This is a genomic window from Bradyrhizobium sp. AUGA SZCCT0158 (assembly GCF_018130065.1).
GTDB lineage: Bacteria > Pseudomonadota > Alphaproteobacteria > Rhizobiales > Xanthobacteraceae > Bradyrhizobium.
The window spans coordinates 1-15,416 of sequence record NZ_JAFCME010000054.1 but is presented as its reverse complement, the minus strand read 5'-3'; the positions used below and the strand labels follow the sequence as shown (position 1 = coordinate 15,416).

General features: G+C 64.1%; 13 protein-coding genes. 8 read left to right on the top strand and 5 right to left on the bottom strand.

The annotated features are described in order from the left end of the window. Positions 1-1,013 precede the first annotated feature (1,013 nt). The 4 genes from JQ574_RS34555 to JQ574_RS34540 all read left to right on the top strand — a co-directional run bounded on the left by JQ574_RS34555 (position 1,014) and on the right by JQ574_RS34540 (position 4,492). Positions 1,014-1,640: an OmpA family protein gene (locus tag JQ574_RS34555; RefSeq protein WP_249119796.1), complete on the top strand. Its 627-nt coding sequence runs from the start codon at positions 1,014-1,016 to the stop codon at positions 1,638-1,640. 151 nt (positions 1,641-1,791) lie between these two features. Then, positions 1,792-2,715 carry an ABC transporter ATP-binding protein gene (locus JQ574_RS34550; protein ID WP_212215198.1) on the top strand — a complete coding sequence of 308 codons (924 nt, stop codon included), beginning with the start codon at positions 1,792-1,794 and terminating at the stop codon, positions 2,713-2,715. Beyond that, the gene (locus JQ574_RS34545; protein ID WP_192738047.1) at positions 2,712-3,473 is read left to right on the top strand and encodes an ABC transporter permease; all 762 of its coding nucleotides are present in this window, start codon (positions 2,712-2,714) and stop codon (positions 3,471-3,473) included. The genes JQ574_RS34550 and JQ574_RS34545 overlap by 4 nt, the downstream gene beginning before the upstream one ends. 212 nt (positions 3,474-3,685) lie before the next feature. Further along, positions 3,686-4,492, top strand: a complete 807-nt coding sequence (locus tag JQ574_RS34540; protein ID WP_212215196.1) for a L,D-transpeptidase — start codon at positions 3,686-3,688, stop codon at positions 4,490-4,492. A gap of 1 nt (position 4,493) precedes the next feature. Here the strand turns inward: JQ574_RS34540 and JQ574_RS34535 are convergent, their stop codons facing one another. The 3 genes from JQ574_RS34535 to JQ574_RS34525 all read right to left on the bottom strand — a co-directional run bounded on the left by JQ574_RS34535 (position 4,494) and on the right by JQ574_RS34525 (position 7,745). Then, complete coding sequence (locus JQ574_RS34535; protein ID WP_212215194.1) at positions 4,494-4,964, bottom strand: DUF6691 family protein; 471 nt, start codon at positions 4,962-4,964, stop codon at positions 4,494-4,496. 3 nt (positions 4,965-4,967) lie between these two features. Then, entirely contained in the window at positions 4,968-5,393 is a 426-nt protein-coding gene (locus JQ574_RS34530) for a YeeE/YedE family protein (RefSeq protein ID WP_212215193.1), read from the bottom strand. 66 nt (positions 5,394-5,459) lie between these two features. Next, on the bottom strand, positions 5,460-7,745 hold the full coding sequence (locus JQ574_RS34525) for a spermidine synthase (RefSeq protein WP_212215190.1): 2,286 nt from the start codon (positions 7,743-7,745) through the stop codon (positions 5,460-5,462). Positions 7,746-7,919: 174 nt separating this feature from the next. Here JQ574_RS34525 and JQ574_RS34520 point away from each other — a divergent pair, with 174 nt between their 5' ends. Further along, the gene (locus tag JQ574_RS34520; protein WP_212215188.1) at positions 7,920-9,521 is read left to right on the top strand and encodes an NAD(P)/FAD-dependent oxidoreductase; all 1,602 of its coding nucleotides are present in this window, start codon (positions 7,920-7,922) and stop codon (positions 9,519-9,521) included. A 41-nt stretch (positions 9,522-9,562) separates the two neighbouring features. On the opposite strand, the gene JQ574_RS34515 is transcribed toward JQ574_RS34520, so the two are convergent. Continuing rightward, the gene (locus JQ574_RS34515) at positions 9,563-9,727 is read right to left on the bottom strand and encodes a hypothetical protein (protein ID WP_212215186.1); all 165 of its coding nucleotides are present in this window, start codon (positions 9,725-9,727) and stop codon (positions 9,563-9,565) included. Positions 9,728-10,181: 454 nt separating this feature from the next. Between JQ574_RS34515 and JQ574_RS34510 the strand changes: the two genes are divergently transcribed. Beyond that, a complete protein-coding gene (locus tag JQ574_RS34510; protein ID WP_212384233.1) occupies positions 10,182-11,072 on the top strand; it encodes a 50S ribosomal protein L11 methyltransferase in 891 nt (296 codons plus the stop codon). A 64-nt stretch (positions 11,073-11,136) separates the two neighbouring features. On the opposite strand, the gene JQ574_RS34505 is transcribed toward JQ574_RS34510, so the two are convergent. Then, complete coding sequence (locus tag JQ574_RS34505) at positions 11,137-11,322, bottom strand: hypothetical protein (RefSeq protein ID WP_212215184.1); 186 nt, start codon at positions 11,320-11,322, stop codon at positions 11,137-11,139. 182 nt (positions 11,323-11,504) lie between these two features. Here JQ574_RS34505 and JQ574_RS34500 point away from each other — a divergent pair, with 182 nt between their 5' ends. Both JQ574_RS34500 and JQ574_RS34495 read left to right on the top strand, forming a co-directional pair. After that, complete coding sequence (locus JQ574_RS34500; protein WP_212215183.1) at positions 11,505-13,340, top strand: aminopeptidase P family protein; 1,836 nt, start codon at positions 11,505-11,507, stop codon at positions 13,338-13,340. A gap of 245 nt (positions 13,341-13,585) precedes the next feature. Continuing rightward, entirely contained in the window at positions 13,586-14,818 is a 1,233-nt protein-coding gene (locus JQ574_RS34495) for a multidrug effflux MFS transporter (RefSeq protein ID WP_212215182.1), read from the top strand. Positions 14,819-15,416: the final 598 nt, after the last annotated feature.

The following is a 15,416-nucleotide window of genomic DNA, read 5'->3' as shown; positions in this document are numbered from 1 at the left end:
GAACGGCAGTGACGGAGTCAACCAAGAACTCGTCTCCGGGGAGAGCACGGCATAAGCCGTAAAGCCATTGCGCAGGGAATGTCGGAGTGCCTCCGCTGCCCTGTATGCTCGTGTGCAGCTTTCTTTGCACTATTCGCACACGAGACCGCGGGTGCAGCGCGCACCCGGCATTCCCTGCGCCCTCTGATTGCTCGGAGGGTCCAACGGACGCAAACCTCGGGCGTATCGCGCCGCGAGAATGCGGACACATATTCAGGTGTCATCGCCCGGCTTTGACCGGGCGACCCAGTATTCCAGAGACGCCGATGATAGAATCGAGAAGCCGCGGCGTACTGGATCCCCCGCATGCGCGGGGGATGACAGAATCGTATGGAGACGCACCATCCCTGCCCTTGCCTGCGAAGACCAATCCGGACCTGGGCGCGCCGCGAGAATGCGGATTCACATCCCCTCGCTGTTCGATATTCGAGTCCGAATCACACAGACGCATGGTCGGTCGGGCTCGACCTCGCGACCGCTGTATTCCAGCCGGGACCACGACGGGCCGGCTTGCCGAGCTTAGGGAAAAGACCATGGACAACGGACAACATGACAGAACGGCATTCCGTTCGCCCAAGCCCTTGACCAACGGCGGATTCATCGGTTGAGATGCAGCCATGTTCCGGGGCAAATCCATCCTGCTGATCCTTGCGCTCACGGCGCCGTCGCTGGCGTCGGCGCAGACCATCAGCTTTGGCGAAGGGGCCGCCATTCTCGGCAAGAGCTGCGCCCCCGACATCACCGCCAATTGCCGCGGCGTCAATATCGACTCCACCCGCCTGAAGGAGTGCCTCTACCGCAACCAGGACGTGATGTCGGCGGCGTGCAAGACCGATTATCCCCGGGCGTTCGATGCGATCCAGAAACGCATTGCGGCGCGCGCCACCGTCGGGCGGGAATGCGAGTTCGAAGTCGTCAAGAAGTGCGGCGGCAAGGGACGCGAGGTCTTCAAGTCCCTGGATTGCCTGCTGGCGTTGCCGACCGTGAGCGCGCGATGCACCAAGTCCATCGCCGATGTCGGATACCGGGCGCAGGACGACGTCGCGACCAGGCTCAGCGGGCTGGAAACACCGCTGGAGCTGGATATCCCCGCGCTGCGCCAGCAGGTCCTCGAGCGCTCGAAACTAAGGGGCAAGAACGAGCCGCCGCCGAACAAAAGGCCGCCGATCGCGCCCGAACTGAACAAGCTGCCGAGCTTCAATGTCGACATCCAGTTCGACACCGACACCCCGATCGTGCGGCCGGAATCCTATCAGACCATCGGGCGGCTGGCCGATACGCTGGTCAATTCCGCACTGCTGAACTACACGTTCCTGATCGTCGGCCATGTCGAATCGACCGGCCGGCGCGACCACAACGTCTTCCTCAGCCAGCGCCGCGCCGACGCGGTCCGCGATATCCTGGTCAACACCTTCAAGATCTCGGCGAAGCGGCTGCAGTCGGTCGGACTGGGTGAGGAACAGCTGCTTGATCCCGCCCGTCCCAACGGACCCGCCAATGCGCAGACGCAGATCATGACACTGGCGAAAGTGCCCGAGCAGGCCGAGCCGGCGGCGGCAAAAGGCGCGGCTGCGAAAAAGCCGGCCAAGAAAAAGCAATAGAGAAAAAGCACCAGCAAGAGATAATAATTCTATTCGCCGATTGCGAAACGAACAGCGCATTCCTATCTGAAAGTTCCCGCTGCCCCCGCCCGCACTAACGCGGCCGCAGCGCCGTGCCACAATTTCAGATCAGACTGCGACCATGCTCTCCATGTCCCCGATCATTTCCGTCGCCAACCTGTCCAAGACCTATGGTTCGGGCTTCAAGGCGCTGAACGGCATCAATCTGGATATCCGCCGCGGCGAGATTTTTGCGCTGCTGGGACCCAACGGCGCCGGCAAGACCACGCTGATATCAATCATCTGCGGCATCGCGAATTTGAGCGAAGGCCGCGTCACTGTCGACGGCCACGACATCAACAAGGATTACCGCGCCGCCCGCTCGCTGATCGGGCTGGTGCCGCAGGAACTGCACACCGACTCCTTTGAAACCGTGTGGGCGACCGTCAGCTTCAGCCGAGGCCTGTTCGGCAAGCCGAAGAATCCGGCCCATATCGAAAAGGTGCTCAAGGACCTGTCGCTGTGGGACAAGAAGGACGCAAAGATCATCACGCTTTCCGGCGGCATGAAGCGCCGCGTGATGATTGCGAAGGCGCTGTCGCACGAGCCGCAGATCCTGTTCCTGGACGAGCCGACCGCGGGTGTCGACGTCGAACTGCGCAAGGGCATGTGGGAAGTGGTGCGCACCCTGCAGGCCTCCGGCGTCACCATCATCCTGACCACGCATTACATCGAAGAGGCCGAGGAGATGGCCGACCGCATCGGCGTCATCAACAAGGGCGAGATCATCCTGGTCGAGGACAAGGCCGGGCTGATGCAAAAACTCGGCAAGAAGCATCTCAAACTGTACCTGCAGAGCAAGGTCGAGGCGATCCCGCCAGCGCTGGCCGCCTACAATCTCGAACTGTCCGAGGACGGCCGCGAGATCACCTATGATTACGACACCAAGGGCGACCGCACCGGCATCACCAGTCTCTTGAGCGACCTCCGCAACGCCGGCATCCGCATCTCCGACCTCGACACCACGCAATCGTCGCTCGAAGACATCTTCGTCAGCCTGGTGAGGGCACCATGAACTGGCGCGCCGTTCAAGCCATCTACCTGTTCGAAATGGCGCGCACCTGGCGCACGCTGCTGCAGAGCATCGTCTCGCCGGTCGTTTCCACCTCGCTGTATTTCGTGGTGTTCGGCGCCGCGATCGGCTCGCGCATCACCGAGGTCGACGGCGTCAGCTACGGCACCTTCATCGTGCCGGGGCTGGTGATGCTGTCGGTCCTTACGCAGAGCATCGCCAACGCCTCGTTCGGCATCTACTTTCCGAAATTCGTCGGCACGATCTATGAATTGCTGTCGGCGCCGGTGTCGTATTTCGAGATCGTGCTGGGTTATGTCGGCGCCGCCGCCACCAAATCGATCATCCTCGGGCTGATCATCCTCGCCACCGCCGCGCTGTTCGTGCCGCTGCACATCATGCATCCGTGGTGGATGCTGACCTTCCTGGTGCTGACGGCGGTGACCTTCAGCCTGTTCGGCTTCATCATCGGCATCTGGGCCGACGGTTTCGAAAAACTGCAGATGATCCCGATGCTGGTGGTGACGCCGCTGACCTTCCTCGGCGGCAGCTTCTATTCGGTGAGCATGCTGCCATCGGGCTGGCGCACCATCACGCTGCTCAATCCGGTGGTCTATCTGATCTCCGGCTTCCGCTGGAGCTTTTACGAAATCGCCGACGTCAGCGTCGCCCTGAGCCTCGGCATGACGCTCGGCTTCCTCGCGGTGTGCATGGTGATGGTGTGGTGGATCTTCAGGACGGGGTACAGATTGAAGAATTGACGGATTCCCTCGCCTGCTCGCGAAAAAGTCAGCCCTATCAGCCGGATTCAGCCCCCTCTCCGCCTTGTTTGCGCCGTGGGGCGGATTAACGATGGGTCCGCAGGCCGCTGGAACGGCGACCGGATTCCGGGCATATTGGATGCCGGGGGACGGAGAGCTGCGGCGCCTGCATTCATGGCGCTTTGGTAAAACGGCCTGGAGGCCAAGGTAAAATGCGTTCCTTCCTCGTTGCCGCTACCTGCCTGGTGCTGTTCATGGCCAGCGCCGCGCAGGCCAAAGTCGCCATCACCGTCGACAAGGATAGCCAGCAGATGACCGTCGCCGTCGACGGTGTCGAGCGCTATCGCTGGCCGGTGTCGAGCGGCCTTCCCTCCTACGAGACGCCGAACGGCAGCTTCCGCGCCTTCCGCATGGAAGCGGATCATTATTCCAAGGAATTCGACGAGGCGCCGATGCCGCATTCGATCTTCTTCACGAAGGTCGGCCACGCCATTCACGGCACCGATTCCGTCAACCGGCTCGGCTCCCCGGCGTCGCACGGCTGCGTGCGGCTGTCGCGCGACAACGCCGCGAAGCTCTATGCGCTGGTGCAGGAGCAAGGCGTGCTCAACACCACGGTGACGCTGACCGGCTCATCCCAGGTGGCATTGGCGCGCAATCCGCGGCCGCGCACCAACGCCGTCGCACGCCGTGCTCCGGCGCAGCAATATGAGCAGCAAAGCAACGCCGCCGGTGATCCCGTCGTGATCACGCCGCAGCCCGGCATGGCGCCGCAGGCTGGAATGGCGCCGCAGGGTCGCGCGGACGACGGCTATATCTATCCGGCCGATGGCAGTTCCAGCGAGGCGCGTTATCCGGCGCCGCGCGACCGCCGCCTCTACGGCGCCCAGGCCTATCCGCAGCCGCAGCAGCAATATTATGACAACCGCGGTTACGCGCCGGCGCCGCAGGGCTATTACTACCAGCAGCAGCCGCAACCCTATTACCAGCGGCGCGGGCTGTTCACCTACCAGGATTGATTTAGCCGTCCGCGGCACGGACAACGGGCGCGTCGCGGGGAACGATTGGCCGCGACGCTTGCCATTTGTCGTGCAGAATCATCCCGCCGGCCATAGCCACGACGAACACAACCACGCCCGGCGACAGCGTCGCCAGGCTCTCCAGCGCCGGCCCCGGGCACAATCCGACGAGACCCCAGCCCACGCCGAACAGTCCTGCTCCCAGCACCAGCGGCGCATCGATCTCCGATTTGCCCGGCAGGAAATACTGCCCGGCCAGCACCGGCCGCGCGCGCTGCCTTGTCAGCATGAAGCCGGGAGTGGCGACAGCCAATGCCGCCGCCATCACCACGGCCAGGCTTGGATCCCACGCGCCAAAGATATCGAGGAAGGCGAGCACTTTGGTCGGCTGCACCATTCCCGAGACGAGCAAGCCGGCTCCGAAGATCAGACCACACAACAACGGCGCGATGATCCGCGATATGATTTCCATGGCTCAGCCTCCCAGCACGTGGCGGGTGACGGCGACGGTGATCACCGCTGTCACCATGAAGACGATGGTCGCCGCGATCGAGCGCACCGACAGCCGTCCGATGCCGCAAATGCCGTGTCCGGAAGTGCAGCCGCCGCCGAGCCGCGCGCCGAAGCCGACCAATAATCCCGCCACCACGATGACGGCCCAGTTGGCCGGCAGCTTGGGCGGCGCCATGCCGTAGCCGATCCATCCGGCAATGACGGGAATCAGCATCAGCCCCGCGATGAAGGCGATGCGCCAGGCCTTGTCCTCGCTGCGAAAATTCAGGAGCCCTGCGAAGATGCCGCTGACGCCCGCGATCCGCCCGGTCAGCAGCATCATCAGCACGGCGGAAAAGCCGATCAGGGCCCCGCCGATCGCAGCCGACACCGGAGTGAAATTGGCCATCGCGAAATTCCGTTGCTGTTGCGGACGTGCCAAACCATAGACCCGCAACGAATTATCGCAATGGGCCTATTGGTCGCCGTCGCGCATCCGGCGCCAAACGGCCCCCAGCACGTTGGAGTAATCGTCGGTCCAGACCCGCTGATGGTCTTCGGCTTCGGTCTCGGCCCACTTGTCCGACGAGGCGAGCGCGCCAACATCCGCCTCGTGCCGCGCCGACACCACCACCGAGGTCGAGAAGATGTATTCAGCGTCGCGGCCGGAATCCTCGCTGTAGACCCAGCTCTTCAGGTCGTTGGCATCCGCAATGCCGACGACGACACTGGACAGCTCGAGATGCCGGTTGGAGACGTGCATCGCGACCACGCCCTGCGGCGCGAGCTTTTCCTTGTAGATCTCCATCGCCTCTTCGGTCGCCAGATGAATCGGGATCGCATCCGACGAATAGGCATCGACGATGATCAGGTCGTAGACACCGTTCGGCTCGCGCGCGAAGGTCAGCCGCGCATCGCCGATCACCGGCTTCAGGTCCGGCTCGCACTTGCTGATATAGGTGAAATATTTCGGATCGCGTGCGGTATCGACCATCGTCTGGTCGATCTCGAAGAACTTCCAGTCCTCGCCTGGCAACGAGGCGCAGGTCAGCGTGCCGGAGCCAAGCCCGATCACCGCAACCCGCAGCGCCGCTCCTTTCCGCTCGCGCACCGCCGTGATCGCCTGCCCGATGCCGCCATCCTTGTGGTAATAGGTGATCGGCTCGGGCCGGCCGGTTACCGGCGTGCCATCATCGTTCTTGAATTTTTCGGCGCCATGGATCGTGGTGCCGTGCATCAGCACATGATACTGGCCGTTCGACGTCACCACGATCTTGTGGACGCCGAAGAAGCTGCGCACGGTTTCCACCCGGCCGTCGTCGGATGGGTAAGCGCGCAGCAGCACCAGCGCCACCACCACGGTGGCAAAGATCTTCCAGCGGCTGGCGTTGAGGCCAAGGGCCAGCAGGGCGGAAAGGACTCCGACCGCGCCGATCATCCAGACCCGGCGCTCGTCGAGCCAGTGCATGACCGTGCCAGGCGACCAGGTCGGCGCGATCAGCGCTACCGCCAGCGCCGCAAGGAGCGGCCAGTACCAATTGCTCCAGCGCGGCAACCGTTCGTTTCCCGTCGGCCGGCACAATGCCGCCAGCGCCAGCAGGATCGGATATTCGGCGATCCAGGAAAAGGTGAAGGGCGCGATCAGGCCTGCGAAGAGGCCGCCGACCATGCCGCCGAACGACAGCGCGACATAAAAGCCGGTGAGATATTTGGCGGCCGGCCGCGTCCGCGCCAGTTCGCCATGGCAGGCCATCGCGATGACGAAGAAACACAATTGATGCCCGCCGAGCGTCAGCAGCAAATTCTGCTCACCGCCAAAGGCGAGCAGCACGACGACGCCGGCGATCGCCAAGGGCTGCGCCAGCAACATCCATTTGTGCGGTAGCAGTGGCCGCGACTGGAACACCAGCACCCAGGTCAGCAGATACAGCGACAACGGCAGCACCCACAGCAGGGGCGCGGCGGCGACGTCGGTCGAAATATGCGCGGTCACCGCGATCAGCAGGCCGGAGGGTACGGCAGCGAGGAATATCCAGCGGGCCCGCAGGATCCACGACGGCGCCGGCACATTAATATCGTCGGCGGGCATGTTGAGTTCGGCCGCTTTTGCCGACGAGCGCAGCAGCAGCACGCCGCAGGTTGCGATCAGCACGATCAGAAGGCCGTAACCGCCGGTCCAGATCAGGTTTTGCGTGCGCAGCGTGAACATCGGCTCCAGCAGCACCGGATAGGACAACAGCGCCAGGAAACTTCCGATGTTCGAGGACGCATAAAGAAAGTAGGGATCGGGCCCGCTGGGATGGCCGGTGCGGACGAACCAGGCCTGCAGCAGCGGGTTGTTGGCGGCGAGCGCAAAGAACGGCAGCCCGATCGACACCGCGAACAGACCCAGTAGCCAGACCGCATAGCCCGAACTCGGCGGCTCGCCCCAGCCGCTCGAGATCGAGAGCGGCAGCGTCAGCATGGCAACGACGAGCAGCACCAGATGCACGGCCACAGGGACGGCGCGGTTGCGGAGCTGCATCAGAAAATGCGCATAGGCATAGCCGCCGAGCAGCAGCGACTGAAAGAACACCATCGCCACCGACCACACTGCCGGCGAGCCGCCGAGCCGCGGCAGCACCATCTTGGTAAACAGTGGCTGCACCGAGAACAGCAGCAGCGCGCTGACGAAGATCGCCGCGGTGTAGACCACCAGAACCATCCGGTTCCGGGAATCGGACGACAGGTCCGTGGCGGCGGACGGTTCAGAAAGGCTCATGAGAGCTCCGGCATGGGTCCGGCGGGCGCCGGAGGGCGGAATTCCGGCATGGAAGCGCCAGAGACGTTTAATGGAGCATATGGCAACAAGGCTAGCAAGGAACCGCAAAATGGTGGATTGAGGGGACATGGGCGACGCAACGGCCCGGCTTATTCAAACTTTCTTGAAGCGCACATGAACGAAACGGACGTCGTCATCATCGGTGCGGGGCATAACGGCCTCACCTGCGCGGCCTATCTCGCGATGGCCGGCCTGCGCGTGAAGCTGGTCGAGCGCCGCAAAGTGGTCGGCGGCGCCGCCGTGACCGAGGAATTCCACCCGGGATTCCGCAATTCGGTGGCAGCCTATACCGTCAGCCTGCTCAACCCGCAGATCATCACCGATTTGAAGCTGGCCGAGCACGGCCTGCGCATCGTCGAACGCCGCGCGCAGAATTTCCTGCCCGCGCCGGATGGCAGCTATCTCCTCACCGGCGAAGGCCGCACCCGGGATTCGGTCACCAGATTGAGCCCGCGCGACGCCGATCGCATCGACGCGTTCGGCCGCGAGCTGGAAGGCATTGCGGATGTATTGCGGCAACTGGTGCTGCGCGCCCCGCCGAACATCGTCGAAGGCTTCAGCCTCGGCGCGATCCGCGAGACTTTCAACGCGCTCGGCACCGCCAGCATCCTGAAAAAGCTGTCGCTCGAACAGCAGCGCAGCCTGCTCGACCTGTTCACCCGCTCGGCCGGCGAGATGCTGGATGAGCGTTTCGAGAGCGACCTGGTGAAAGCGCTGTTCGGCTTCGACGCCATCGTCGGCAATTACGCGAGCCCGTATGCGGCAGGCTCCGCCTATGTGATGCTGCACCATGCGTTCGGCGAGGTGAACGGCAAGAAGGGCGTGTGGGGCCACGCCATCGGCGGCATGGGCGCGATCACGCAGGCGATGGCGCGCGCGGCGCGCGGCCATGGCGCCGACATCGAACTCGATGCCGGCGTGCGCGAAGTGATCGTCGAAGGCGGCCGCGCGGTTGGTGTCGTCCTCGACAATGGCGAGACCGTGCGCGCGAAATACGTCGTCTCCGGCGTCAATCCGAAATTGCTCTACACGCGCCTCGTGCCACGAGAAGAGCTGGCGCCGGAATTCCTCGATCGCATCACCCACTGGCGCAACGGTTCCGGCACCTTCCGGATGAATGTGGCGCTGAGCGCCCTGCCCTCGTTCACGGCGCTGCCGGGCGAAGGCGATCATCTGACGGCCGGGATCATCCTCGCCCCCAGTCTTGATTACATGGATCGCGCCTGGCACGACGCCCGCGAGCGCGGCTGGAGCCGCGAGCCGGTGGTCGAGCTGCTGATCCCCTCGACGCTCGATGATTCGCTCTGCCCGCCCGGCCAGCATGTCGCGAGCCTGTTCTGCCAGCACGTCGCGCCGCAATTGCCGGACGGAAAATCGTGGGATGACCACGCTGAGGAAGTGGCCGACCTGATGATCGCGACGGTGGACAAATATGCGCCGGGCTTCGCGGCAAGCGTCGTCGGCCGACAGGTGCTGTCGCCGCTCGATCTGGAGCGCCAGTTCGGTCTGCTCGGCGGCGACATCTTTCACGGCGCGCTGACGCTGAACCAGTTGTTCTCGGCGCGGCCGATGCTGGGCCATGCCGATTACCGCGGGCCGCTGAAGGGCCTCTACCATTGCGGCTCGGGCGCCCATCCCGGCGGCGGCGTCACCGGCGCCCCCGGCCACAACGCCGCCAAGGTGATCCTGGGCGATCACCGCGCGCTGTTTGGGTGAGGGGCGCAACACCGCTGCCGGTGCCGCGCCCTGCTCAATGGTTAGATGGCGTCGTAGGCTTCGATCGGAAGCACCCGCGCGATCTGCATCATCGCCAGCGGCGAGATCGTCTCCATCGCGGACTGATGGCGCTCCTCAGCCGACGGATAGCTGACGAAAGCGCACAACGCACACATGATTGCAATAACTGCCGTAATCTTGGTCATTTCAATTCCCCCCTTGTTATATTTATTAACGGCACCGATCCTGGCATGCGCCCGTTTAACGCCCGGTTCCCGCATCGGCGCCGATCAGCAAACGCTGTGAATCGGCGGTGAATTGGCTAACAGGCCTTGAAAATTGCGATCGTTTCGCCGTGGACAAGGTGTGGAAAACCGTAGGACCACCGGTGGAGAAACCGGTGCATTGGCGGTTCAAACCGGCAGTGCTGGCCTGTGGAAGGCTCCTGTATGTTCCGGTGCATGACGTCGTGGAAAGGCGTTGCGTCAAGGGTCGATAAACTGCTGGAAATGGGGCTGGCTAGATCAGCCATGATTGGGGTACTTCAGAGCGGCTATGGAACCGAGCTCCGCCGGCCGCTGCCGGTGGCAGATTCTCCCGACCTTACGAACTGAAACTTCCTCAAGTTTGAGCTTTCCGCTGTTTTCTCGTGGTTCCCCAATGACCTCCACCCCTGATACCTCCCGTGCGGCTTTCGCGGTCGGCACTGAGACCGCCGCCAAGCTGGTCGTCGATATACTTACCGAAATCTTTTTTGAGGGGCAGGCCGCCATCGCCGCGTTTGAGGGTCCGGGCGGCCGCTGGGATGTGACCGTGCATTTTGCCGTCGCGCCGGATCAGACGCTGGTGCGCCAGCTCGTGACCAACGCGGCCGGCGAGGCAGCCGCGAAAACCATCGTGTTCGACACGGTCGAGGCCAAGGACTGGGTCAAGGCCACGCTCGAGGACCTCGTCCCGGTCCCGGCCGGGCGTTTCGTCGTGCACGGCCACCACGACCGCGCGCGGGTGCCGTCCAACAAGATCGGCATCGAGATCGAGGCGGCGCTGGCGTTCGGCACCGGCCACCACGGCACCACGCGGGGCTGCCTGCTGCTGCTCGATCATGTCCTCAAGGCGTACCGGCCGCGGCGCGTGCTCGACCTCGGCACCGGCACCGGCGTGCTGGCGATCGCGGCGGCCAGGGCGCTGCAGGAGAACGTGCTGGCCAGCGACATCGATCCGCTCTCGGTGCGGGTTGCGCAGGAGAACGCCCGGCTCAACGTGTCCGGGCATCTGGTGCAGGCGATCCCTGCCACCGGCTTCTCGGCGCCGCAATTCGCACAGGCCGGCCCGTTCGATCTGGTACTGGCGAATATCCTCGCCAACCCGTTGCGGCAATTGGCAACGCCGATGGCACGGCATCTGGCACCGTCGGCGCTGGTGATCCTGTCGGGACTGCTGACGCCCCAGGCGGCTTCGGTGATCGCGGCCTATCGTGCGCGCGGCCTGGTGCCCGTGCGTCATCTGCGCATCGAAGGCTGGAGCAGCCTGCTGCTGCGCAACGCGGGCTAGCAGCTCATTTAGTTTTGACGCGTTTTCTTCACGCGAACCGGTATCCACTTCGCTCGAAAACGCTCTATTCAGACGGCTTGTGGCGGGCGATGACGCCCTTTTCTTCTTCCTGCTTCTCACGTTTGACGCGCGCCAGCGCGAACCGGTCCAGCATCTGGACGATGACGCCGCGTTGCTTCTTGTTGGCGACCGGAGGGGCCGGGCCGCGGCGGACGGGCGGCGAGATCTTCTCAAACATAAAAGCAGGCATCGTGTATCCCCTCTTCGTTGAGATGAAACACTCCTGGATTTTCCCCTGGTAGCCTCACGTGAACGGCTTGCCCGGCAAACCGTTCCGTCCGATCTAACGCGGACATGGATATTGAAGCACAGATTATGCCAAATTATGGCTATGTTGTGCGGACCTGCACCCAACCCCTGAGTAACCCGGCGATGTTCGAAGCCCATTTCCAGACATTCGAAGAGCCCGAAAGCGGCATAGCCCTGACGGCACGGCTGGCCGCCTTCCGCGAGGAACTGGCGCGGCGCAAGCTGACGGGATTCGTGATTCCCCGCGCCGATCAGCAGCAAAATGAATATGTGCCGCCGTCGGAAGAGCGGCTGGCCTGGCTCACCGGCTTCACCGGGTCGGCCGGCATGGCCGCCGTCCTGACCAGGGAAGCCGCTGTTTTCGTCGATGGCCGCTACACGCTGCAGGCCGCCAAGCAGGTCGACCGCAAGGCCTGGCATATCGAGCCGCTGGCCGATCCGCCGCCGGAGCACTGGCTGGCCAGGCATCTTGCCGCCGGCGACCGCCTCGGTTTTGACCCTTGGCTGCACACGTCGGCGGCAGCCGAGCGGCTGGCGGCGGCCTGCGCCAAGGCCGGCGCGGAGCTGGTGGCGGTGGACAACAACCCGCTCCACGCGGTGTGGACCGAACGCCCCGCCCCGCCGCTCGGCCGGGTCACGATTCACGGCGCGCAATTTTCCGGCGAGATCGAAGCCGAGAAGCTCAAGCGCATCCGGCTGGAGATCGCAAAACTCGGCGTCGATGCGCTGGTGTTGTCGGATTCGCACGCGGTGGCCTGGACCTTCAACATCCGCGGCGCCGACGTCTCGCACACGCCGCTGCCGTTGTCCTACGCGCTGGTGCCGAAGGACGGCCGTCCCTCCATCTTCATCGACCACCGCAAGCTCTCGAACCTGACGCGCGACCATCTCGAACAATCCGCCGACGTCCGGGAGCCCGACGCGCTGACGCCGATGCTGACCGAACTCGCGCAAAAGGGCGCTGCAGTCGCCCTCGACAACGCCACCGCCGCCGATGCGTTGAGCCGCATGATCGCGGCCGCCGGCGGCAAGCCGGTGCGCGGCAACGATCCTGTCAGTCTCTTGAAGGCGGTGAAGAACATCACCGAGATCGAAGGCACCCGCACCGCGCATCAGCGCGACGCGGTGGCGATGACGCGGTTTCTGGCCTGGATCGACCGTGAGGCGCCGTCGGGCGCGCTGACCGAGATCGACACCGTCGAGGCGCTGGAGACCTTCCGCCGCCAGACCTGCGCCCTGAAAGACGTTTCCTTTCCGACCATCGCCGGCACCGGGCCGAACGGCGCCATCGTGCATTACCGCGTCACCCGCAAGAGCAACCGGCGGATTTCGTCCGGCGATCTCTTGCTGATCGATTCCGGCGCGCAATATGAAGACGGCACCACCGACGTCACCCGCACCATCGCGATCGGCGAGCCGACGGACGAAATGCGCGACCGCTTCACCCGCGTGCTGCGCGGCCACATCGCGATCGCGCGCGCGGTCTTCCCCGACGGCACCACCGGCGCCCAGCTCGACAGTTTCGCGCGGCAGTACCTCTGGCAGGCCGGCCTCGATTTCGAGCACGGCACCGGCCACGGCGTCGGCAGCTATCTGTCGGTGCATGAGGGCCCGGCGCGGATTTCCAAGCTTGGCACCACGCCGCTGAAGCGCGGCATGATCCTGTCCAACGAACCCGGCTACTACAAGACCGACGCTTACGGCATCCGGATCGAAAATCTCGAACTGGTCGTCGGCACCGACGTTGCTGGCGCCGAAAAGCCGATCAACGCGTTCGAGACGCTGACGCTGGCCCCGATCGACCGCCGCCTGATCGACGTGCACATGCTGAGCCCGACCGAACTGAAATGGTTGAACGACTACCACGAGCGCGTCAACCGCGAGGTGCGCCCGCACCTCGATGATAACGCGACCAAGCTGTGGCTGGACGACGCGACGGCAGCGCTGCTGCCTTTGTAGGCGTGATGCCCCAATCCCAGGCTGTCGTCCTCCGCGAAAGCGGGGGACCCAGTACGCCGCGGCTTATCCGCATATAACTCCGGCCTCTGGAATACTGGATCATCCGCTCCCCGTGCGCAATTGCGCACTCGGGGGGATGATGACAGCAGTGGCCTCCCGATCCCGGCATAGCCGCATGCCGAAACGGCCGTATTCGCCGGGAGCCATCCCGCTACAGTCCAATTCACACAACGGATCGGATCTGAATGCATGGCGTGATGGGCAAGCCGCCCGGTGCTGCTGGCGACACCGGCGGCGTCGCGACGTCGAAGATCATGCTGCTGATGCTCGTCGCGATGACGGGCGTCGCGCCGATCTCGCTGTACTTGCTGGTGCCGGCACTGCCCGTGCTGGCGACGACGTTCGGGCGCGATATTTCGATCGCGCAGATGACGGTGTCGCTGTTCATGGTCGGCATCGCCTGCTCGCAGATCATCATGGGGCCGCTGTCGGACCGCTTCGGGCGCCGCCCGGTGCTGCTGTGCGGGCTCGCCCTGATGGTCGCGGCGAGCGTGGGCTGTATCTTCGCCGAAACCCTGCCGCAACTGATCGCCGCACGTTTCTTGCAGGCGCTGGGCGGCGCCACCGGCATGGTGGTCAGCCGCGCCATTATCCGCGATCTCTACAGCCGCGAGCGCATCAGCTCCATGATCAGCCTCGTCATTGCGGTCATGATGATCGCGCAGATGCTGAGTCCCCTGACCGGCGGCCTCCTGGAAACCGCGTTCGGTTGGCGCGCGATCTTCTATCTGATTACCGCAGCATCGCTGACCATCACGGTGGTCATCGCGTTCATGCTGCCGGAAACCCGCGGCGAGCGCGCCGCCGACAGCAGCTTTCGCCGCGACATCGGCGGCCTGATCACGTCGCGGGCATTCATCGGCTACGCGCTGTGCCAGGTGCTGGCTTCGCAGATCATTTTTGCCTTCGCCGGCGGCGGGCCCTATGTCGTGGTCACCCAAATGGGCCGCACCAGCGCCGAATATGGCGCGTGGTTTGCGACCACCGGCTTCGCCTATCTGGTCGGCAATCTCTTCTGCGTGCGCTTTGCACCGCGCTATCAGCTGGAGAAGCTGATCTGGTTCGGGCTGGCGCTGCAGCTCGGCGGCAGCCTGCTCAATCTGGTGTGGAGTCTTGCAGGAGCTAACCAGGCGCCTTCCCTCCTGTTCGGCACCCAGATGATCGTGATGTTCGCCAACGCCTTCGTGATGTCGAACTCGGCGGCCGGCGCGCTCAGCGTCCGCCCCGAAGCCGCCGGCACCGCATCCGGCGCGATGGGATTTTTGCAGATGGGGATCGGCTCGCTGGTGTCGCAATTCGGCGCCTATCTCGGCGGCCATTCCGCCACGACGCTGCCACTCACCGCCGCGATCTTCGCGATTTCGATCGCCTGCGCCTCGACGATGATCTTCATCGTGCCGCGAAAGAAGGGGCCGTAAGCGCCTCCGCGTCATTTGCGAGCGAAGCGAAGCAATCCATGGAGCTCCTCGCAATGACACGGATGATGTAGCTCCAATTGATCGTGTCATCCCCGCGCAGGCGGGGATCCAGTACGCCGCGGCCTATCGGTTCAATCATTGACGTCTCTGGAATACTGGGTCGCCCGGTCAAGCCGGGCGATGACAGCTGTGGTTGGAAAACACACCTTCGCATTCTCGCGACGCATAGCGCCCGAGCTTTGCTGGAACCTCCCGCCCACTCATGGAGAGGGCGCAGGGAAGACCGGGTGCGCGCTGCACCCGCGGTCCCGTGTGCGGTTTGCACAAAACAAGATGCACACGAGCATACAGGGCAGCGGTGAACACCCGGCCTTCCCTGCGCAATGGCTTTACGGCTTATGCCGTGATCTCCCCGGAGACGAGTTCTTGGTTGACTCCGTCGCTGCCGTTCCCGCTTGCGCTTCTCCGACAGCTTGACGCCTGCAACGGGCGCCAGGACCACACGGTTTTGCCGTACGCTTATCCACGCCGTCGTCTCAGCGTAAACCAGCGTCCACCGCAACCCGCCCAACGTCCGTGACGACGGCCGACGCCCTTC